The sequence below is a fragment of the Bhargavaea beijingensis genome, from assembly GCF_900101985.1.
GTDB lineage: Bacteria > Bacillota > Bacilli > Bacillales_A > Planococcaceae > Bhargavaea > Bhargavaea beijingensis.
Genome location: NZ_FNAR01000002.1, coordinates 97,341 through 116,698, shown reverse-complemented (window position 1 = coordinate 116,698; position 19,358 = coordinate 97,341). Strand labels below are relative to the sequence as shown.

Here is a 19,358-nt window from a genome sequence, read left to right as displayed (position 1 = left end):
GCGAGTGTCTCGGTACCCTGCGCGAATGTCCCGATTCCCCCCGCACCATCATAAAAGCCGCTCCCGTGCCGGAAGCGGCTTTTGATATTTTCTCTTACGCCTTTGCCAAATGCGCCATGGCGTTCAGGATGCCGGCGTGGATGCCTTCGTGCCAGACGGCAAACTGCAGGAGTTTTTCTCCGGTGTCCATCTCGTGGCCGGCAATCTCGAGCGGGCGGCCGAGCCGGGCATCAAGCTTTTCGCCGAGCGCCCCGGCGATGCGGTCGGTCTGAACCTTCAGCGCGGACAAAATCTCTTCCTTGGAAGGACCTTCTTCGTCCCAATTTACCGGGCTGGTCCCCGTGTTGAAGAGACCGGCCCATTCCGGTTGCTCGATTTCATAGTCAGGGGCGATCATCTTCGCGAAATTCTCGAGCGAGACGAAAATGTGGCCGGCGTTCCAGCGGATGTTGTTGCTGAAGCCGGGGTGCACTCTGTCCCAGTCCGCTCCTTCCAGCTTCGACAGCCGGCCGAGCGTGTAACCCCGTGCGAATTTCATCTGTTCAATCGTTTCCATCTGAATTCCTCCTTCATCCAGTGCGCACCAAACACCCAAAACCGCCGCCCGGATAGGGGGCGGCGGCTTGCAGGGATCCATTACTTCCGGCGGTCTTGGTCATCGCCCGGATATTGTTCATTCGGGGCGGTGTCGTTGTAGCCTTTATCGCGGCCTTCATCACCTTCGAATGCAGACGGTTCGCCCTTGCCGGTTTTATCGTCTTCGTTTTCTCGGAAGACGTCTGTCGAGTTGGACTCGGACGGGTCCGCCAACGGCAGTTCGCCTTCGTTGCGATTGCCGCGCTGCGGATCGTAGTCGCGCTTGTTCGGATAGTCTTCGTGTTTTGTCATATCCTCTTCTCCTTCTCCCTGACTGAGCGGGCGGCCATAGTTGGCTTCTGCAATCCCGGAATCATACCGGCCCGACAGTCCCTGTTTTTTGTTGAATGCGGATGATTCTTGTCCCATGGCTGTCTTTGCACGTTGTTTGGCCTGTTCGCTTTCCTTCTTCATCTTCTGCTTTTCCTGTTCCCAATCCTGCTTGGACACTTCCGAACTCTGCAGGCTCATCTCCATTTTGGACAGGTAGCGGGATGCGTGCTCCCGTCCGCCAAGGCCGAATGCCAGGCCGAACGCGAGCGCAAGGCCGCCCAGAATCAGAAGGAACGCAGTGTTGATGATCATCGGTGCAATGCCAAGCTGGCTAAGCGCCATGAAGAAAGCGAATGCGAGAATCGCATACTTCGCGACATAGCGAAGCACATGCGGCTGTCCCGAAGGTCCCTTCAAGATGCTGCCGACAAAGCGCTCGGCGAGGTTCGCGAGCCAGAAACCGACTGCGAGAATGACGACCGCCGCAACAACCATCGGCAGATAGGCGAAGATCGCTGTCGCGAGACCGGTCATGAAGTCCAGCCCGACCAGCTGGAGCGCCTCTGCCGCGAACAGCACGATGACGACAATCTGGACAATCGTCCCGATGATGGCCGACAGCGAAATGCCTGCTCCGGCAGACTCTTTCATGCCCATCTTCCCTGCCAGCGAATCCAGTCCAAGGGTGCCGAGCAGCGTAACGATGACGCCTTTCAGCCATTTGGCAAGGAAAACACCCGCCAAGACAAGGAGGACAGCGACCGCGATGTTCGGAATCATCCCCAAGACATCGTTCAGCATCGCGATTGCCGGTCCGGAAATCCCCTCAATGTTCAGCCGTTCCAAGGCTGAAATCACGACCGGAATCATGATCAGGATGAACGCGACCGTGCCGGCCGCCTTCGCCAGGCTTGAGCCCTTCACATAGTCCGAGAGGTGCAGCCTGTCAGCCAGGCGGTTCAGGCCCGCCGCTTCCAGGAACTTCGTCAGGATGTCACGGACGAGCTTCGCAACGAAGTAGCCCACCGCAAGGATGATCGCCGCTCCGACAAGATTCGGGATGAACCCGAGGAAGCCGTTGAGAAGATCCGTGAACGGCCCTGCGATGCCGCTCAGGTTAAGGGCGTCAAGGACTGCCGGCAGGAACAGCAACAGAATCAGATAGAAGATGATATTCGCCGCCGTATCCACCCACTTGGAGGAATCGGCAGTGCCTTTCTGCCCCGTCTTCTGCATCCACTTGTCCAGATTGACTTTGCCGCCAAGCAGCCGGATGCCTTTTCTTGCAAGTGTCGCAATGATCCAAGCGGCGAGAAGAATGAGGCCTGCTTTAATGATGCCCTTGACCAGCCCTGCGAATCCGGTGAAAATCTCACCGAACGGCTGGGCGACGGGACCCATATTCACCATATTGAAGAAAATCATGAATGCGAGAAGAAGGATGCCCCAGAAGACAATCTTTGAAAGGATGAGGGCCGGCGTCCATTTTGTCTTGTCCTTCGTCATGCCCGTGCGTTCATCGACGCGGGCTTTCCGGAGACCCTTCTCCGTCATGTTCTCCAGTATTTTCGCAATGATCAACCCGACAATCAGTACGACGATGCCGAGAAGCAACTCGGGCAACCATCCGAAATACCGTTCAAATTCAAATGCGTTCAACTCGCGTCCCCTCCGATTTGGTAGATTGCTATCCTGGTATGACTATTCCTATTCATATGTACCCATAAACCCGGAAACGTCAGAAAAGGACGAAAGACCCCGGGTATCCGGAGCCTTTCGGCTGGGTCCGTCAAGATGATATGGACGCTTTATTCGGTTGTCCCGTTCACTTTCCCGTCGAGCGAGGCGATGCTGTCCTGATTGCCCGCGACGATCAGCTTGTCTCCGGCCTTGAATGGCTCGTCGGGATCCGGGTTGCTGAGCACGCCTTTTTCCCGGTTGATCGCAAGCAGTGTAACCCCGTATTCCCGCCGGAGTTTCGACGACTCGACCGACTTGCCGACAAGCGGGCAACGGTCCCCGAGGATCACTTCGCCAACGACAAATTCCTTTTTTTCGGCCATCATCAGGTCGTTGATGAAATCGATGCCGGACGGGCTGACGACGGACAGCGCGAGCTCTCTGCCGCCGATGCTGGACGGGTTGATGACCCGGGTGGCTCCTGCGCGCTTCAGCACTTCCTCGGAACCTTCCTTCTCGGCACGCGCGGCGATCTCGATGTCCTCATTCATGCCCTTCGCCGTCAGCGTGATGAACACATTGTCCGCATCGTTGTCGAGTGCGGCGATCAGGCCGCGTGCCTTGTCCGCCCTGGCTTTCTCGAGGATGTCCCTGTCGGTCGGGTCGCCGACGAGCCGGAGCGTCCCCTGGTCGACCACTTCCAGGAGTTCATCTTCATTGTCATGTATGTACAGAACCTTCATTTCTTCTTCCATATCCCGCAATTCCCGGTACACCTGCCGGGCGACCCGGCCAAATCCGCATACGAGGATGTGGTCCTCCAATTTGTCGATTTCATGGTCCATCTGCTTATCCCACACTTTCTGCGACAATTGTTTTTCAATCAGATAAGAGGCCGCAGTGCCGAGCCCGTACGTCACGATGCCCGCTCCGAGCGGCACGATGAGCAGCGCAAACCGCCGGCCTTCATCGGTCACCGGATACATATCCCCGTACCCGATCGTCATGACCGAAATGATCGTCATCCAGAGGGAATCAAAAAAGGTCAGGCTTTCGTAATGCATGAATCCGGCGACCCCGATTCCGACGAGGAGGATGACCATCAGGCTGAGAAACAGCAGCCGCCGGTAGCCGGTCGGGATGTCGAGCCATTTTTTTCTGAACATAAAACACCCTTCTTTCCGGGTCTGGTCTTTTTCTCTTACCCCGGGAGACGTGCCGGTAACCGCAACTCACCGGCGGACCGTGCGTCCTATTAATGGAAATATCGATCTCTTCGGCCAGAAAGGAGGGAAAGCCAGTGAAGAACCTGTTGCTTACAGCTTCTGTCGCCGCCATGGTGCTGCTCTCCGGATGCGGAGCGGAAAAAACCGCGGCGGACCACGGCAGCGGCCTGTCGGTGGAAATGCAGTCGGGCGGACAATACCGCCATGTCCAGCTGATCCGTTACGAAAATGGCGAGAAGGTGCCGGATGAAAGCGTAGTAAACGCGGACGGCAGCCAATTCGAGGACGGTGAAGTCATCTGGTTTGATATCCAGCCCGGGCAGTGGACAGATACGACGGCAGTCGCCCTGACGGTCAGTACAGTCGGCACCGGGGTCGGCGCCCGGCAAACCAAGCCAGTGAAGCTTAAGGATGGGGCCTCCTGGGCACACGCCGTATTCGGCGACGATGGCCTGACAATCAAGGAGACGGAATGATGGCCGTTGGCGGGCCGCTCCGCAGGAAAATCACCGCCGCTTCCTTGGCAGGCGCTGTTTTTGCCGTTCTGCTCGGCCTCATCGTTCCGGACCCGTTCGGCGGAACAACGCCCGGCGGCTTCCTGAATGCCTTTACGCTGATCGTCCCGGTCTATCTGATGTACAGCTTTCCGGTCATTCTTTTATTCGGTGTGCCGGCTTCGTTGCTTGCGGACTTTCTTGCCAAGCGTCTGGCAAGCCGGTTGGAGAAGCCTGCCGCTGAGCCGGTGATTTCCGGCGTGCTGCATGCCGCGGCCGGACTCGTCGCGCTCGTTTATGGCGTTCCGGCGGCACTTCTCGGCTTCGCCGCAGACCGGCTGCTCAGGAAACGGCCCGCCCCCGGATGGCAGGCAGCCCTCAAGAGTCTCGCCATCCCCGCTCTTGTCTGGCTCTTTTTTATGTTCATCGTCTATCTGAAGGAGCTGCCCGGTGATTTTCCCGCCCTGCTTCAGTCCGCTTTGTAAGAAAAAGAGCTTCCGGAATCGTTCCGGAAGCTCTTTTTCGTCTTTTCCGCAACTCCTTTTGCCGCATCCCGTCCTATTGGAAAACATTGAAGGAGGCGGGCTTGATGAAGCGGGGGCTGTTCATTGCGCTGACGGGTATTGCCGTGTTGCTCTGGGTCGAGCAGGGGCTCGCGGTTTCATACGGATGGAAAACGCTCGCGAAGATTGTTCTTTTCCTCGCCGTCCCCCTCTTTGTCTTCCGTGGAGAAGTGCGGCGGTTCATGGCTTTCAGGCAAACCGTTTCCCGGCGGATCCGGATTGCCCTCTGGACGGGAGCGGGCGTGATGGCGGCTCTGTTCTCCGCGTATTTTCTGCTCAGCGGCTGGATCGATGCGGAAGCGCTCACCGAAGATCTTGCCGGGCGCGTCGGCGTGACGGGCGGGGTTTATCCGTTTATCGCGCTTTATATCCTGTTCGGAAACTCCCTGCTCGAGGAATTCTTTTTCCGGGGCGTACTCCCCGCGCAGTTCAGGGGGTACCCGCGACTCGGCCTCACTATTCCGCCGCTCCTGTTCGCGGTTTACCACATCGCAATCTTCCTGCCCTGGTTTGATTTGCCGATCCTGCTGCTGGCCGTTGCCGGTCTGTGGGCAGGCGGAGTGATTTTCCAGCTGGTGAACGGCCGGGACGGCACGATCCTGCCTTCCTGGATCATCCATATGGCCGCCGACCTCGCAATTCTCATTATCGGAGCCATGATGATCTACGGATAACGCCTGTCAGCCGACCGAAAATGGAGCCCCCGCAATTTGCGGGGGCTCCATTTTAAGTGATGGGCGCTCGTCTGATGCACTCACTTCTGATTTCGAGGCGCCGGGCTCCACTTTGGATGCACTCACGCCCCCTTTGGAAGCACTCACCTCCAACGCATCCTTTTTTCACGCGCGCGGCACCTCAACGGTCACCTTGAACAGATCCCCGTCCAAATCAATGGTCATCCGGCCGCCGTGCAGGTCGACGATCGACTGGGCGATGGCGAGGCCGAGGCCGGAGCCTTCGGTATGGCGGGAGGCATCTCCGCGCTTGAAGCGTTCGAACAGCTCATCCGCATTGTCACCCAGTTCGTATTTCGAGACGTTTTTGATGGTGAAGCGGATGCCTTCTTCGGCCTCATCCAGTGAGACATACACCCGTGTGCCCGGCATCGCGTACTTGAGTGCGTTCTGGATGAGGTTGTCGATGACGCGCCACCACTTTTGGCCGTCGACCGAGGCCGGGAGCGCGCCGTCGGCGATGCTGATGCGGAAGTCGAGCGGGGACGCGGCGATTTCCTCACCGTGTTCGGCGATCGCCTGCCGGACGAGTTCCCCGAGGTCGACCCGCTGCCGGTTCAGCTCAACGTTGCCGGTCGCCATTTTGGAGACGTCGAACAAGTCGTCGATGAGCGTTTTCAGCCGCTGCGATTTGCGGTCGAGGACATCCACGTATTCTGCGCGCTCCTCTTCCGTCAAACCCGGTTTCTTCAGCAAATCCGTATAGGTGATGATCGATGTCAGCGGGGTGCGCAGGTCGTGGCTGACGTTGGTGATGAGTTCCGTCTTCAGCCGCTCGCTGCGGGCCTGTTCGGACATTGAAAGCCGGACGCCTTCCCGGAGCCGGTTCAGGTCTGAAGCGTGCTTCGCGAACACACTGGTCCCCCTGACCGGAACCTCCTCGGTGAAGCGGCCCGCCGCCATCCGGCCGGTGGCATCGATGATCCGGTTCAAGTAGCCAGTCCGCCGTGCCATCAACAGCAGCACCGGCAAGGCGACCGTGAAGAAGAGGAACAGCCAGATGACGCCGAGAACCAACGCCTCTCCGCCGAACCCGGAAAGCACCGATAAAACGACTCCCCCGAACCCAAGCCCGGCAAGGAACACGACGATGAGCAGGAAAAGCACCTGCGTTCCGAGCTTCCTGTTCAGGAAAAATGCCCGCAGATCATCCGCCGCCCTCCGGATATAAGCACGTTCCAGGTCCTGCCCGATCCGCCCGCTGTCCGTAAACCGGCGGACGACGTGGAGGATCAGGAACACGGCCACCCCGAGAGCCGCCATAAAGAATGCGGCGTTCACGGTCAGTTCCGAGTACAGGAAACTTCCGGTATGGTGGACGAAATTCATGAAGGTTTCCTTCATATATTCCGCAAACGCAAGTGCGATCAGCGACGCCACCGCAGCAGCAGCCGTCACCCCATCAATCGGGAACCGCTCCAGTTTCAGTGACAGTGTGCTCCCTGTCCAGACAGAAGGCTGAAGCCGGAACACTGTCAGCATCAGCGCCAATGCCAGGATGCCGGCCAGCCAGACGCCCATGTACGCCCGCTGTTCCGCTTTGAAGACGGCGTACCCCCAGATAAGCTGGTCATCATTCAGGTAAACCGCATCTGCCATCCCCCGATCCGCGGCATCACTTAATACCGACTGCGGGACGATCACCGTCCCTTCGAAGGTTTTTACTTCATCCGGAATCAGGCTGTCGGCCTCGCCTGTATAGTCCAGGTCCCCCGTTATCTGTGAAGCCCGGAGATAGCCGTTTTTCTCATTGAACTCCCGCTTGTAGGCCGCCTTTTCCCGGATATTGCCGTTCGTATAGGTTTTCCCGGTTGCCGTGTCGGTCAGCTCATAGTAAACATGACGAACCTGGTGCTCGAATGACGGCCGGTTTTCACCGAGTGCTTTCATATACTCGTCAATTGCCCGGCCCTTCTCGGCACGGACCTTTTCCGCGACATGGTCATCGTCCAGGAAATTCTGGCGGATGTCCTCCAGTTTCTCATCACGCTCCGCCGTGAGTTCCTTTTTTTCCCCGGCATCTTCCGCCGCCCCGATCCGGCCCTCATACTGGTCCCTGATCGACGCCAACTGATCTTCCAGGTTCCCGTAACGGTACCTGTGATCATCCAATTCTTCTTCCGTCACCCCGATGGTTTTCTTCGCTTCTTCGGGGTCCACCGGATTCAGGATATACGGCCCGATCTGGTTGTAGAAGAAATCCATGCTGCCGCGGAAATCCTCCGACTCGGTGTATGTTTTCCCGATAATCCGCGGTCCCGCCTCGATCAGCACCATCACGGAAAACAGGACAAACGCGGCCAGAAACAGCCAGACGGCCTGAGTCCACTTATGCTTGGGCATCAGAGGGCACTTCCTTTCAGCACATCACGCAACCGGGCAATCGTCTTTGACGCATCCACGCCCCGGCTGTCGAAAAACTCCCCGATAAAGCCCGAGCAATAGATGAGACTCGCGGCCGCGATCGCCAGCGCGATCAGCGACAGCCAAATATCACTTTTCGATTTTGTAGCCAATGCCCCACACCACCTTCAAGTATCTTGGATTTTTCGGATCCGCCTCGATCTTCTCGCGGATTTTCCGGATGTGGACGGCAACGATGTTGTCGGCATTGTAGGCCTCTTCGTTCCACACCCGCTCATAAATGTCATTGATCGAAAACACACGGCCCGCGTTCTGCATGAGCAGCTCGGTGATCCGGTATTCCGTCGGCGTCAGCCTTGCCGGCTCGCCGTCCACAAGCAGTTCCTTGGAATCGGGATTCAGCGTCAGCCCGCCCACACGGATTTCGCCGCCCGTATCCGCATACGTGCCGAGCCGGACGTACCTCCGGAGCTGCGACTTCACGCGCGCCATCAGTTCCATCGGATGGAACGGCTTCGTCACATAATCGTCGGCCCCGACCGACAGCCCGTGGATCTTGTCGGTCTCCTCGGACTTCGCGCTCAGCATGATGATCGGGATGTTCCGCGAATCCCGGATGCGGAACGTGGCCTGAATGCCGTCCATTTCCGGCATCATGATGTCGAGGATGATCAGGTGCACCTCGTTGTCCTCCAGCAGGCGGAGCGCTTCCCGCCCGTCTCCCGCCTTCAGCACGCCATAGCCTTCATTTTTCAGATAGATTTCGATGCCGTCCCGGATCTCTTTGTCATCGTCGACGACGAGCACTGTGTACCGCATTTGGAGCGCCCCTTTCTCGTTGATTTCATTGTACCGCGGAAAACTGAAGAAATTAGAAGGGGAAAGATGAAGATTTTCTTAAGGAAGAAAAGCGGAGCCGGTCATTGCCGGGCTGGCCTGGTGTATGAAGCGCTCTATCCTCGGGCACTCTGGGAATGGAGGTGCATCATGGGAAAAAACAAGAAGCAACAAAACAAACCCGGCAGCACGTTAAACCGCGAGGAATTCGGCTACGGCTATGACCTCAGCATCGATGACATGGGGGTGATCGGACAAAATGATGCCGCGAAAAAGCAGAAGCCCCGCGGAAACAAAAAAGAAGAACGCTGAAAACGGGCGGCCGTCCATGACGGCTGCCCGTTTTGATGACTTATTCTTTCTCTTCCCGGATCCGCTTCCGGAAGTACGGCGCTTTCGTCTCATCGGCACCGCGCCTGCCGAAAGTCAGGACCACAAGTCCCGCCAAAAGCAGTCCGACGCCCATCCAGGCGAAAAAGTTCAGTTCCTCTCCGACGATGGCGACGCCGAGAATCGCCGCGGTAAGCGGCTCTGCGAGCGACAGCGTGACGGCGGTGGCCGCCGGGATCTCCTTCAGGCCGGATGAAAAAAGCAGATAGGCGACCGCGGTCGCGGCGATCGCGATGTAGACGATGACCGAAATGCCTTCCTGGGACTTTAAGCCATCCATCGGATAAATGAAGAAAAACGGCGACAGGAGCAATGCACTAATCGTGAAGATGACCCCGACCGACGCGGCAGGCTTCGCAAACTCCAGCACGATCTTGCTGGTCATGGAATAAGCGGCGAACGTCAGCCCCGCCCCCAGCGCAAGCAGGACACCGGCAGGATTGACCATGAGGCTGTCGCCTGTCAAAAGCAGGAGCGCACATCCGGCAACCGCTAGCACCGTGGCCATCGCCCACCTCTTGGTCGGCCTGCGCTTCAGGACCACCCATTCGATGAGCCCGGCAAAAACAGGCGCACTGCCGATGCCGGTGACCGTGCCGACCGCAACGCCCGTCAGTCGGACAGATCCGAAGAAAAACGGCTGGAACAGCGCCATCGCGACAGCCGCGATCAAAGTCGCCCGCCACGGCCACTCTCCGAAATTCACCTGGCGCAGGACAACCGCAACGAACAGGAGGATCAATCCGCCGCCGGCAAGCCGGAGCGCGCCGACCGTCAGCGGATTGACGCTCTCGGGAAGGTAGGATTGTGCCGTCCCCGTCGTCCCCCACAAAATGGCGCCGATCAGCACACTGATAAACGGCAGTAAATTCATTTTGACTCCTCCCTGTTCCATTATTTTGATTTGACTATAACACAATCGGGAGAGCGCCCGGCGTCTCTTTTTGTCCAGAGCTTATTTGCAATCGGTTTCCTGTTTTGTTAGGGTGGGTAACTGTATCCATACCAAAACGCAATTTTTAAGGGGGAACCATGAAAAAAGTCACAAACGTCTTTTACATCACACTCGCACTGATTACCATGGCCGTCCTGTTCGGAGTTATCGTGCCCGAACAATACGAAACGGTCACCGAAAACATCCAGTCCTTTATCCTCACGAATTTCGGCTGGTACTACCTGCTGATCATGGCGGCATTCGTACTTGTCTCGCTGATCATCGCGCTGAGTCCGTACGGCAGGATCCGGCTCGGCAAAGATACCGACCGGCCTGATTTCTCGACAGTCACTTGGGTCGCGATGCTGTTTTCCGCAGGCATGGGGATCGGGCTGGTTTTCTACGGGGCAGCCGAACCGCTGACTCATTATGTGGTGAATCCGCCCACAGAAGAACCCGGCACGGAAGCCGCGCTTAAAGACAGCCTGGTGTCGACCTACCTTCACTGGGGCGTCCCGCCTTGGGCTATGTATGGCCTCACCGCACTCGCGCTCGCCTTTTTCCAATTCCGCAAAAATGAACCCGGATTAATTTCTGCAACAATGAAGCCGATCTTTGGCGACAAGATGAACGGCCCATTGGGAATCGCTGTCGACGTCCTCGCTGTTTTTGCAACTGCGTTCGGTGTCGCCTCGTCCCTCGGCTTCGGTGCTGTACAAATTAACGGGGGGCTGAATCACCTGTTCGGGGTGGAAGTCGGCTTTGCCGCGCAGTTTGCGATTATCTCCGTCGTGACCGTGCTGTTCATGATTTCTGCTTGGACGGGCCTCAGCAAAGGCATCAAATACCTGTCGAACACGAATATGGTCCTTGCCGTGCTTCTCCTGATTTTCGTGGTCATTGTCGGTCCGACCCTTATGATTTTAAACCTCTTCACCGATACACTCGGCACTCATTTCCAGAATCTGATCCAGCTGAGTTTCCGCTCCGCCCCGCTTTCCGGAGACAACCGAAGCTTTGTTGAAGGCTGGACGATTTTCTACTGGGCATGGTGGATCTCCTGGGCGCCATTTGTCGGCATGTTTATCGCACGGATCTCACGCGGGCGCACCATCCGCGAATTCCTGCTTGTCGTTATTTTCGTCCCGACGCTGTTCTCCACTTTCTGGTTTGCCTCCTTCGGCACGACGGCTGCCCATGTCCAGGATACGGCCATGGATCTGAGCGGGCTTGCATCGGAACTTGTTCTGTTTAATGTGTTTGAACATCTTCCGCTGTCGATCATTTTATCCGGCATCGCCATCCTTCTGATCGCTTCGTTCTTTATCACATCCGCGGATTCGGCGACATTTGTCCTCGGCATCCAGTCGACCAACGGCTCCCTGACGCCTCCGAACCAGGTCAAGCTGATCTGGGGCATTACCCAATCCGGCATCGCCGCCCTTCTTCTGTACGTCGGCGGGCTGCAGGCGATCCAGAACACCATCATCATCGCCGCGCTGCCGTTTTCGATCATTCTGATCCTGATGACGTACAGTACGTTCAAGGCGCTGAAACAGGAACGCCACCGAATGGAAGAACTTGCAAAAGGAAAGATCACCCGTAACAAATAAAAGACGACTGCCTGCATTCCTGTTTCCGGGAAGCGGGCAGCTTTTTGATTTCAGGCGATTTTTCCGGGTCCTGGAGGAAAAATTCAAACAATCCGCTTTGCGTTTGGTTTGAAAGTCTGGTATGGTGGAAAGCTGTATGTCAGGCCATATTATTCACAGGGGGAATTATGAAGAAAGTCTCAAATGTCTTTTATATTACTGTCGCCATCATTGCGCTGACCGTTGTCTTCGGCGTCGTCGCGCCGGAAACGTACGAACGGATCACGAGCAACATCCAGTCTTTTGTCTCTACGTCATTTGGCTGGTATTATCTGCTGCTGTTTGCCGCATTCCTTATTCTTTCACTGATCATCGCCATCAGCCCATACGGCAAAATCCGTCTTGGCAAAGACACCGACCGGCCCGACTTTTCGACGGCGACGTGGGTGGCCATGCTGTTTTCCGCAGGGATGGGAATCGGGCTCGTCTTCTATGGCGCATCCGAACCGCTGTCTCACTATGCAATCAATCCTGCAACAAAAGAGCCCGGTACGGGCGCAGCCCTCAAGGAAGGCTTGACGTATTCTTACCTGCACTGGGGAGCGCCGATTTGGGCCATGTACGGCATTACCGCGTTGTCACTCGCCTTTTTCCAGTTCCGCAAAGACGAACCCGGATTAATTTCGTCAACATTGAAGCCGATTTTTGGTGATAAGATGAACGGTCCCTGGGGGGTTGTCGTCGATGTGCTCGCTGTTTTCGCGACTGCATTTGGTGTGGCGACTTCTCTCGGCTTCGGTGCTGTCCAAATTAACGCGGGCCTGAATCACTTGTTCGGCCTGGAAATCGGATTCATGTCCCAGTTCCTGATCATTACGGTTGTCACCGTGCTGTTTATCTTCTCCGCATGGTCCGGCCTCAGCAAAGGGATCAAGTACCTGTCCAATACGAATATGGTGCTCGCAGTCCTGTTGCTGATCATCGTGATCGTCGTCGGCCCGACCCTGATGATCCTGAACCTGTTCACGGAGACGTTCGGACTGTATATCGTGAACCTGCTTGAAATGAGTTTCCGGACCGCGCCGCTCGTTGAAGATAATCGGAGTTTTGTGGACGGTTGGACCATCTTCTATTGGGCATGGTGGATTTCCTGGGCACCGTTTGTCGGCATGTTCATCGCACGTATTTCGCGCGGCCGCACGGTGCGTGAATTCCTGCTCGGGGTGATTGTCATTCCGACGGTGTTCGTATCGATCTGGTTTGCAGCGTTCGGATCGACGGCCGCCTTTGTCCATGATTCAGGCAAGGACCTGAGCAACTTCCCGACCGAGCTCGTTTTGTTCAACATGTTTGACCAGTTGCCGCTGTCCATGGTCCTGTCGGTCATCGCAATTCTGCTGATCGCCTCTTTCTTCATCACATCGGCAGACTCGGCGACATTTGTCCTCGGCATGCAGTCGACAAAAGGCTCTCTGACACCTCCGAACGAGGTCAAGCTGATCTGGGGCGTCGCCCAGTCGGCGATTGCGATTCTGCTTTTGTATGTCGGCGGCCTCCAGGCCATCCAGAACACGATCATCATCGCCGCACTGCCGTTCTCCTTCGTGATGATCCTGATGACGATCGGCATCCTCAAAGCGCTGAGGGAAGAGCGCTGGCGGATTGAACGGAACGCACAAGGGAAATAAACCCACAACCGCCCGCCCCCTAATACTGGGAGCGGGCGGTTTACTGTTCAAAACGACGTGACCATCATCAGTCCAAGATAAGCTGTGGCAATGAAGCCGAGCCCTGATAACGCGGGTAGCCATCGCGGCAAATCCAGCCGGCTACAGATGAATAGAATCTTGAGCAAGAGCAGCGAGATCACCAAGAAAAGAACCCCTTCCGGCGACGGAGAAAACTGTGCCTCAATCGGTAAAATCGGAGTGCCGGATAACCACTCAGCAAATGGTGCCGCCCCTTCCGAACCGAATGTCGAATCGACTTCATGTGGAGGCGACAACTTGCTCATCACCGCCGTGAAGAAGAGCACGAGCAGCAGCATGAGGCTCTCCACTTTGAGCCAACCTGCAGGGGGACGGTCCTTGTTAGCGATGAATCCGTTGATCGCTGCTGCTGCAAGAAGCGGGATAAGGCTTAGATGCTTAAGAAGCAGCATCTGGCCATATGGAAGAATCCAAGAGCTTGCGTAATCCCCGGCTTTCATCACGAGCAGCATCAGGTAGAATCCCGTTCCGATCATCACTGCCAACAGACCGGCGGCTACCGGGGTAAACCACCTCAGGAAGCCGCGCCAATCAGGTGCGCTGCTGGGCTTCACCGTTACATGAAGGAGCACCCCCGCCCAAACGGAAAGTGCCGTCAGGTGAATTCCGTGGGCAATGAGCCCGCCTGTTTCTTCGATAGTTGCAGAGTGACTGCCGTATGCGATGCTCCCGAATGCCGACAAAAGGAGAATCCCCTGAATCCATCGGGGTGCTCCAAACCTGAACGCCAACATGAGGAGGAAGGCTGCTGCCGTAAGCACAAGGAAGCTATGTCCGGAGCGGAACCCCGTCGCGATATCCAGAAAGCCTTCGACCCGATACCCCTCCGGCGCGAGAAGGAACGTCAGCTGAATGACGGGAGCCGCACCCAGAACCGGAATAATCATCGCGAGCAAGACTTCTGTACGACGCCCAAGCCTGACGCCCGGCCTCCGGCCCGCCGGTACGAACTTGAGTACAATCGCACCTGCCAATACAGCCATCAGAATATATAGGAAGAAATCCGCCAACGCCGTGAAGAAAGTGATCATTTCTTCTTGCGTACCGCCATGAAGATCAGAGCAAGGAGAATGAGCACGACGATAATTAGCCCCACGGTTAGCAGGGTGTTATTCCCTTCTTCCTGCTGGTCTTGGGCGTTATCTTGATCCCCACGGTCCTTTTCTGTCATTGGTTCCTCGCCTCCTGGCGAATCCGCTCCTGTCCCTTCCTCTTCTGCACTTCCTTCGTTCACTTCTTCCTCCGCAGAAATACCCGCAGCGGACTCGAAGTTAATTTCCCCTTCAATGGGGTGACCGTCTTCACTGATGACATTCCAGCCAAGCGTCCATTGACCATCCGGCAAAGGTTCGGCGAGCGTTCCCCTTACTTTTCTATCTTCAATCTCGAACTCCGTGAACTCGACCTTCCCTTCCACTCCAGTTAACGTCAATGTGCTGCCTTCTTCAATGCCTGCACTGAATGTCAGGACCACTTCTTCAAGCGGCTCAATCACTGTCGCACCGTTTTCAGGCACCGATGTTTCCATATGGGAGTGCGCCATCACAGTTGCCGGCCACATTAGTAAAATCAGCATCGTCACTATCCATTTTTTCATGTTTCGCCCTTCTTTCCATTCCATGATGTTTACCCCCGGCAGCAAGCGCCACCGTCCATCTCCTCTTTGACCGCTTGAATCGCTTCATCGAATCCGTAAAGTTCTCCGCCGAATCCAGCCCTGAACCGTTCTGCATCTTTTCTGGAGCCGAAAACCAGCACCTGTGGGTCACAGCAGTTAAGACGGACATCTGCACCGATAAGAAACGAAGCGCTCCGTGCACCGATCGTCGTATCGGCCAGGTAGTCCCTGCAAATCACTTGGGCCACATCCTCCTTGGCATCCCCGTAGCGAAGCAGACCGCAATGAGCACAGCACGCTTGTTCCACGCCATGATCCGCTCGGATAATCTGGACAGCAAATCGGCTGGACGTCCCTTTGCCGCAATACACACAGTGGTCCGCGCGCACAGTCGGGAGCGATACCCGGGCGAGTCCGTTTGATGTTTTCAGGATCTTGCCCTGCTCGGTCAGCGGCTGGATGTCCCGGTACACCGTCATTTCGGAAACCCCCAGCCGACGGCTTGCCTCTGAGACTTTCAAAGCCCCCTCTTCTTCAATCCATGTTAAGATCTGTTGTTGTCTTTCAACAGGCAGCAACACACATCCTCCTCCTACAATTACTAGTTATATACTTAATTATTCATCACCAAGCCACCCAAAACAATATCACCGCGCATTCTTTTGTTAAAATTTGATGAAGTCCAACACGCACTTTCCACCATTCCCCATTGACCCGGACGTGCAAGCTGTAATAGTATTGAACTTCGGGCTTTTTACCCACCCGCGCGGTTCGTAACCATCCCGCGATAACAAAACTAAGGGAGAGAACACCATGAAGATTAAAACGATGGCGGTGAATGCCGTCATTGCCGCACTATACCTCGCCGTTACGGCCATCATTGCGCCCTTCGGCTATATGAATATCCAGTTCCGCGTGTCCGAGATGTTTAATCACCTCGTTGTGTTCAACAAAAAATACCTGGTCGGAATCGTCCTCGGCGTGTTTGTCTCGAATCTGCTCATGTCGACGCTCGGCTGGTATGATTTGACTTTCGGCGTTGCCCATTCCTTGATCTCCCTCTCCATCACCGTCGTGCTGTGCAAGTTCGTCAAGGGACGTGTGAAGGGGATGGTCGCGAACACGATAGTCTTCACGATGACCATGTTCATCATTGCGATTGAATTGAAGCTGGCACTCGGCTTTCCGTTCTGGTTGACCTATGCAACGCTCGCCATCAGCGAATTTGCCGTGATGATTGTCGGCATACCGATCATGAACGCCCTGAATAAACGGATCGACTTCAGCCGATTGATTGAAGACTGATCCACAAATAAAGCCACGGCAGCCAGCCGGGGCTTATTTTCTTGGAACTGTCAGCGGTCTCATCCGTATAGTAGTCAGAAGGAGTGATCCGATGAGAAGGTATTATCGATCCACACGGGAAAAGCAGCTGGCGGGTGTGCTTGGCGGTCTTAGTGAACGATTTGGAATCGATGTGAGCATTTTGCGCATCGTGACGGTCGTGTCCGGATTTTTCACTTCAGGAATCACCTGGCTGATTTACCTGATCGCAGCCATTGTGATGCCGACGGACAAACAATTGGATTAACTGATTGCACGAAAAAAGCGATGCCGGAGGGGGCATCGCTTTTTCGGGTTATTCCTGATCCGCCACAAGGCCATCGAATTCCGGGGCTTCCTTCAGGAATTCGAGTTCGTAGGAAGAGTTGCCGAATTCCTTGAGGACCGCTTCATTGACTTTTGTGGTATACGTAACCCGGCTCATTGCCTGTGCGACAATTTTCGCATCCATCTCCTGGTTGGTCAGGTCTTTGATGGAGTCGATGGCGATTTTCTTCGCCTTTTCAGGGTTGTCATTGATAAAGGCAACCGATTCATCGTGCGCTTCAAGAAGTTTTGCCGCAAGTTCCGGCTTTTCTTCTGTCAGCTTGTTGTTCGCAACGAGTACGGTGTTCGGAAGGCTTTCCCCGTAGGCGATCTCTTCCGTGCTGATGATGACTTTCGCGCCGTTATCGACGAGGATCGAAGCCCACGGCTCAGGAACAGCCGCCAGGTCAACCTTGCCGGATTCGAACATCGCCTGGTAGGACGCCGGATTGCCGGTCACGTGATGAAGCGAGCCGCCAATCCGGGAAGAAGCCAGTTCGTCATTGCCGAGCTGCTGGAGGTACGTTTCGAACTGGACATCATGTGTGCACCCGATGCCGGGCGTGATAAACGTCTTGCCCGCCATGTCCTCGACCGATTCGACGCCGCTTTTCTCGCTCGCGACAACGACCGTGCCGCCGGAAGACGCGCCGGCTAGGACTTTCACGTCCGCTCCGTTCGAGAAGTTGTTCAGGACAGGGCCCGGTCCGACGAGCCCTGCGTCAATCTCCCCCGACTTGAGGGCAGCCATGAATGTGCCGCCGTCAGGGAACGTCATGTACTCCAGTTCGATGTCATCACCAAGCTTTTCTTCGTAATAGCCGTTTTCCCTTGCCACCATCGCTGGCGCGTGGTCGATGTTCGGGAAGTAGCCGATGACCATCTTTTCCTTGTCCCCGCCTTCTGCATGGTCCGTGTTTCCGCCGCATGCCGCGAGCAGCGTGATGATGCCGAGCATGAAAGCTCCAAGCCACCATTTCTTCAAATCCAACATCCCCTTTCCGGGTTCTTGCCCGGTTATTCATTGTAGTGAAATCCAATGCATCTTGAACCCCGTCACGAAGACGGTTCAAGCCCCCATTTTGCCCTGACCTGCTGTTCAAAGCGCTGGAACAGGAGCAGGTCGACTGTGACCCCGATGATACCGATGACAATCATGATGCCGAGCACCATGTCCATCCGGCCGAAGTCGGATGCGTATTTCAGCGTGTAGCCGAGCCCCGGACCGGTGCTGAGAAGCTCCCCGGCCATAAGGGCGCGCCAGCCGAATGCCCAGGCAAGCCGTGTGCCGGTGACGAAATACGGCACCGATGCCGGCAGCATGACCCGGAAAAACAGATCCGGACCTGATGCGCCCATCGTCTGCGCGGCCTTCACGTAGATTGGCGAGACGTTCTGGATGCCGGTGCGCACATTGATCGTCATAACGATCGCCGCACCGAGCACAATAATGAAGATGACCGACTTTTCGTTCAGGCCGAACCACATGATGGCAAGCGGCAGCCAGACGATGCTCGGGATACTCTGCAAGGCTAGGATGAGCGAACCGAGCGTTTCATCGGCCGTCTTGGATTTTGCGAGCAAAATGCCGAGCAGGAGCCCGATCAGGAGGGCGATCGCCAGGCCGACGAGGAGCCGCATAAAGCTGGCTCCGAGGTCACGGAACAGCGTGCCGTCGGCAACCATTTCACCGAGTGCGCGGAACACATCGGTCGGCGCCGGCAGGAGGACCGCCGGAACCTGGAACAGCCGCACCGCGAGTTCCCATACAAGAAACAGAGAGGCGAAGAATACGAGCCGCTTAATAACCAACCGCATGGCTTCGTTCCTCTTCTTCCACTTTGTCGTTTTCCGTCTTCAGCATCTCGAGGATCGATTCCTCATAGGCCGCCATCTCTTTCAGTTGGCCTTCTCTCGGGCGGCCGAGAGAAACTTCAATGTCTTTCAGGATGCGGCCGGGATGGGTTCCCATGACGATGATGCGGTCGGACAGACGGACCGCTTCCTGGATGCTGTGCGTGACAAAAATGATCGTCTTTTTCGTTTCCATCCAGATTTCTTCAAGCACCCTTTGGAGACGCATCCGCGTCTGTTCATCCAGCGCGCCGAACGGCTCATCCATGAGCAGAACTGCCGGGTCCATCGCAAGTGCACGCGCAATCGACACGCGCTGCTGCATGCCTCCCGACAGCTCATGCGGATGGTGTCCCGCATACTGGCTCAGCTGCACGAGCCGAAGGTATTTCTTGGCGATTTCTCTCGCCTTCTCTTTCGGCATACCCTTCAGCGGGAACATGACGTTTTCCTCGACGGTCAGCCAAGGAAACAGCGCCGACTGCTGAAATACCATGCCCCGCTCCTTGCCCGGCTTCACGATATCGCATCCATCCAGTTGCAGGATGCCGGTATCCGGTCGGTTCAGCCCGGCGACGATCGACAGCAGCGTCGACTTGCCGCAGCCGGAAGGCCCAAGCAGTGATACGAATTCTCCTTCCCGGACATCGATGCTGATATCCTTAAGCACCTGCTCGCGCCGGTCGTCCTTCCCGAAACTTTTTTGGACTCCATTTATTTTAAGGAACATCCTTGCACTTCCTT

At 56.1% G+C, this 19,358-nt stretch carries 21 protein-coding genes and 1 riboswitch; of the genes, 8 read left to right on the top strand and 13 right to left on the bottom strand.

The window, feature by feature from the left end; translation table 11 throughout:
• Window positions 1–94: 94 nt before the first annotated feature.
• The 3 genes from BLT01_RS02370 to BLT01_RS02360 all read right to left on the bottom strand — a co-directional run bounded on the left by BLT01_RS02370 (window position 95) and on the right by BLT01_RS02360 (window position 3,755).
• Window positions 95–556, bottom strand: coding sequence for a DinB family protein (locus BLT01_RS02370; protein ID WP_176764997.1), 462 nt, complete (start codon window positions 554–556; stop codon window positions 95–97).
• 80 nt (window positions 557–636) lie between these two features.
• On the bottom strand, window positions 637–2,568 hold the full coding sequence (locus tag BLT01_RS02365; RefSeq protein WP_176764996.1) for a mechanosensitive ion channel: 1,932 nt from the start codon (window positions 2,566–2,568) through the stop codon (window positions 637–639).
• A gap of 149 nt (window positions 2,569–2,717) precedes the next feature.
• On the bottom strand, window positions 2,718–3,755 hold the full coding sequence (locus BLT01_RS02360) for a potassium channel family protein (RefSeq protein WP_092094199.1): 1,038 nt from the start codon (window positions 3,753–3,755) through the stop codon (window positions 2,718–2,720).
• 134 nt (window positions 3,756–3,889) lie between these two features.
• Here BLT01_RS02360 and BLT01_RS02355 point away from each other — a divergent pair, with 134 nt between their 5' ends.
• The 3 genes from BLT01_RS02355 (at window position 3,890) to BLT01_RS02345 (ending at window position 5,546) form a co-directional block, all read left to right on the top strand.
• Window positions 3,890–4,291: a hypothetical protein gene (locus BLT01_RS02355; RefSeq protein WP_092094197.1), complete on the top strand. Its 402-nt coding sequence runs from the start codon at window positions 3,890–3,892 to the stop codon at window positions 4,289–4,291.
• Window positions 4,291–4,794 (top strand): hypothetical protein, encoded by a 504-nt coding sequence (locus BLT01_RS02350; protein ID WP_092094195.1) that lies wholly within the window; start codon window positions 4,291–4,293, stop codon window positions 4,792–4,794. The genes BLT01_RS02355 and BLT01_RS02350 overlap by 1 nt, the downstream gene beginning before the upstream one ends.
• Before the next feature lie 104 nt (window positions 4,795–4,898).
• Entirely contained in the window at window positions 4,899–5,546 is a 648-nt protein-coding gene (locus tag BLT01_RS02345) for a CPBP family intramembrane glutamic endopeptidase (protein WP_092094193.1), read from the top strand.
• A 165-nt stretch (window positions 5,547–5,711) separates the two neighbouring features.
• Here the strand turns inward: BLT01_RS02345 and BLT01_RS02340 are convergent, their stop codons facing one another.
• From BLT01_RS02340 to BLT01_RS02335, 3 genes are read right to left on the bottom strand one after another with little or no spacing between them, the layout of a single operon-like run.
• Window positions 5,712–7,949: a sensor histidine kinase gene (locus BLT01_RS02340; RefSeq protein WP_092094190.1), complete on the bottom strand. Its 2,238-nt coding sequence runs from the start codon at window positions 7,947–7,949 to the stop codon at window positions 5,712–5,714.
• On the bottom strand, window positions 7,949–8,122 hold the full coding sequence (locus BLT01_RS15140; protein ID WP_176764995.1) for a hypothetical protein: 174 nt from the start codon (window positions 8,120–8,122) through the stop codon (window positions 7,949–7,951). The genes BLT01_RS02340 and BLT01_RS15140 overlap by 1 nt, the downstream gene beginning before the upstream one ends.
• Complete coding sequence (locus tag BLT01_RS02335; protein WP_092094188.1) at window positions 8,100–8,789, bottom strand: response regulator transcription factor; 690 nt, start codon at window positions 8,787–8,789, stop codon at window positions 8,100–8,102. Before BLT01_RS02335 ends, BLT01_RS15140 begins: the two co-directional genes overlap by 23 nt.
• A 168-nt stretch (window positions 8,790–8,957) precedes the next feature.
• Here BLT01_RS02335 and BLT01_RS15135 point away from each other — a divergent pair, with 168 nt between their 5' ends.
• On the top strand, window positions 8,958–9,119 hold the full coding sequence (locus BLT01_RS15135; RefSeq protein WP_176764994.1) for a hypothetical protein: 162 nt from the start codon (window positions 8,958–8,960) through the stop codon (window positions 9,117–9,119).
• A 40-nt stretch (window positions 9,120–9,159) separates the two neighbouring features.
• On the opposite strand, the gene BLT01_RS02325 is transcribed toward BLT01_RS15135, so the two are convergent.
• Entirely contained in the window at window positions 9,160–10,071 is a 912-nt protein-coding gene (locus BLT01_RS02325; protein WP_092094184.1) for a DMT family transporter, read from the bottom strand.
• 158 nt (window positions 10,072–10,229) lie between these two features.
• Here BLT01_RS02325 and BLT01_RS02320 point away from each other — a divergent pair, with 158 nt between their 5' ends.
• Complete coding sequence (locus BLT01_RS02320; protein ID WP_092094182.1) at window positions 10,230–11,744, top strand: BCCT family transporter; 1,515 nt, start codon at window positions 10,230–10,232, stop codon at window positions 11,742–11,744.
• A 167-nt stretch (window positions 11,745–11,911) separates the two neighbouring features.
• Complete coding sequence (locus tag BLT01_RS02315) at window positions 11,912–13,411, top strand: BCCT family transporter (RefSeq protein WP_092094180.1); 1,500 nt, start codon at window positions 11,912–11,914, stop codon at window positions 13,409–13,411.
• A gap of 47 nt (window positions 13,412–13,458) precedes the next feature.
• Here BLT01_RS02315 and BLT01_RS02310 read toward each other — a convergent pair whose 3' ends face one another.
• Genes BLT01_RS02310 through BLT01_RS02300 form a run of 3 tightly spaced genes read right to left on the bottom strand, consistent with a single transcriptional unit; the run spans window position 13,459 to window position 15,691 of the window.
• Window positions 13,459–14,523: a copper resistance D family protein gene (locus BLT01_RS02310; protein ID WP_092094178.1), complete on the bottom strand. Its 1,065-nt coding sequence runs from the start codon at window positions 14,521–14,523 to the stop codon at window positions 13,459–13,461.
• Entirely contained in the window at window positions 14,520–15,089 is a 570-nt protein-coding gene (locus BLT01_RS02305) for a copper resistance CopC family protein (RefSeq protein ID WP_176764993.1), read from the bottom strand. Before BLT01_RS02305 ends, BLT01_RS02310 begins: the two co-directional genes overlap by 4 nt.
• Window positions 15,090–15,118: 29 nt before the next feature.
• Window positions 15,119–15,691 (bottom strand): DeoR family transcriptional regulator, encoded by a 573-nt coding sequence (locus tag BLT01_RS02300; RefSeq protein ID WP_322787842.1) that lies wholly within the window; start codon window positions 15,689–15,691, stop codon window positions 15,119–15,121.
• A gap of 179 nt (window positions 15,692–15,870) precedes the next feature.
• A riboswitch (PreQ1 riboswitch) is annotated at window positions 15,871–15,916 on the top strand.
• Between the two features lie 7 nt (window positions 15,917–15,923).
• Here BLT01_RS02300 and BLT01_RS02295 point away from each other — a divergent pair.
• Both BLT01_RS02295 and BLT01_RS02290 read left to right on the top strand, forming a co-directional pair.
• Complete coding sequence (locus BLT01_RS02295) at window positions 15,924–16,415, top strand: QueT transporter family protein (RefSeq protein ID WP_092094172.1); 492 nt, start codon at window positions 15,924–15,926, stop codon at window positions 16,413–16,415.
• Window positions 16,416–16,506: 91 nt separating this feature from the next.
• The gene (locus BLT01_RS02290) at window positions 16,507–16,701 is read left to right on the top strand and encodes a PspC domain-containing protein (protein ID WP_092094170.1); all 195 of its coding nucleotides are present in this window, start codon (window positions 16,507–16,509) and stop codon (window positions 16,699–16,701) included.
• A 48-nt stretch (window positions 16,702–16,749) separates the two neighbouring features.
• On the opposite strand, the gene BLT01_RS02285 is transcribed toward BLT01_RS02290, so the two are convergent.
• From BLT01_RS02285 to BLT01_RS02275, 3 genes are all read right to left on the bottom strand, one after another.
• Entirely contained in the window at window positions 16,750–17,754 is a 1,005-nt protein-coding gene (locus tag BLT01_RS02285; RefSeq protein ID WP_092094168.1) for an ABC transporter substrate-binding protein, read from the bottom strand.
• A 62-nt stretch (window positions 17,755–17,816) separates the two neighbouring features.
• A complete protein-coding gene (locus tag BLT01_RS02280; RefSeq protein WP_092094166.1) occupies window positions 17,817–18,578 on the bottom strand; it encodes an ABC transporter permease in 762 nt (253 codons plus the stop codon).
• Window positions 18,562–19,344 (bottom strand): ABC transporter ATP-binding protein, encoded by a 783-nt coding sequence (locus BLT01_RS02275; RefSeq protein WP_092094164.1) that lies wholly within the window; start codon window positions 19,342–19,344, stop codon window positions 18,562–18,564. Before BLT01_RS02275 ends, BLT01_RS02280 begins: the two co-directional genes overlap by 17 nt.
• Window positions 19,345–19,358: the final 14 nt, after the last annotated feature.

Coding starts and splice junctions, on each gene's coding strand:
- BLT01_RS02315 (WP_092094180.1), top strand. CDS start 11,912: ATGAAGAAAGTCTCAAATGTCTTTTATATTACTGTCGCCATCATTGCG.
- BLT01_RS02335 (WP_092094188.1), bottom strand. CDS start 8,789: ATGCGGTACACAGTGCTCGTCGTCGACGATGACAAAGAGATCCGGGAC.
- BLT01_RS02285 (WP_092094168.1), bottom strand. CDS start 17,754: ATGTTGGATTTGAAGAAATGGTGGCTTGGAGCTTTCATGCTCGGCATC.
- BLT01_RS15135 (WP_176764994.1), top strand. CDS start 8,958: ATGGGAAAAAACAAGAAGCAACAAAACAAACCCGGCAGCACGTTAAAC.
- BLT01_RS02350 (WP_092094195.1), top strand. CDS start 4,291: ATGGCCGTTGGCGGGCCGCTCCGCAGGAAAATCACCGCCGCTTCCTTG.
- BLT01_RS02360 (WP_092094199.1), bottom strand. CDS start 3,755: ATGTTCAGAAAAAAATGGCTCGACATCCCGACCGGCTACCGGCGGCTG.
- BLT01_RS02305 (WP_176764993.1), bottom strand. CDS start 15,089: ATGAAAAAATGGATAGTGACGATGCTGATTTTACTAATGTGGCCGGCA.
- BLT01_RS02290 (WP_092094170.1), top strand. CDS start 16,507: ATGAGAAGGTATTATCGATCCACACGGGAAAAGCAGCTGGCGGGTGTG.
- BLT01_RS02340 (WP_092094190.1), bottom strand. CDS start 7,949: ATGCCCAAGCATAAGTGGACTCAGGCCGTCTGGCTGTTTCTGGCCGCG.
- BLT01_RS02320 (WP_092094182.1), top strand. CDS start 10,230: ATGAAAAAAGTCACAAACGTCTTTTACATCACACTCGCACTGATTACC.
- BLT01_RS02345 (WP_092094193.1), top strand. CDS start 4,899: ATGAAGCGGGGGCTGTTCATTGCGCTGACGGGTATTGCCGTGTTGCTC.
- BLT01_RS02325 (WP_092094184.1), bottom strand. CDS start 10,071: ATGAATTTACTGCCGTTTATCAGTGTGCTGATCGGCGCCATTTTGTGG.
- BLT01_RS02295 (WP_092094172.1), top strand. CDS start 15,924: ATGAAGATTAAAACGATGGCGGTGAATGCCGTCATTGCCGCACTATAC.
- BLT01_RS02370 (WP_176764997.1), bottom strand. CDS start 556: ATGGAAACGATTGAACAGATGAAATTCGCACGGGGTTACACGCTCGGC.
- BLT01_RS02310 (WP_092094178.1), bottom strand. CDS start 14,523: ATGATCACTTTCTTCACGGCGTTGGCGGATTTCTTCCTATATATTCTG.
- BLT01_RS02280 (WP_092094166.1), bottom strand. CDS start 18,578: ATGCGGTTGGTTATTAAGCGGCTCGTATTCTTCGCCTCTCTGTTTCTT.
- BLT01_RS02275 (WP_092094164.1), bottom strand. CDS start 19,344: ATGTTCCTTAAAATAAATGGAGTCCAAAAAAGTTTCGGGAAGGACGAC.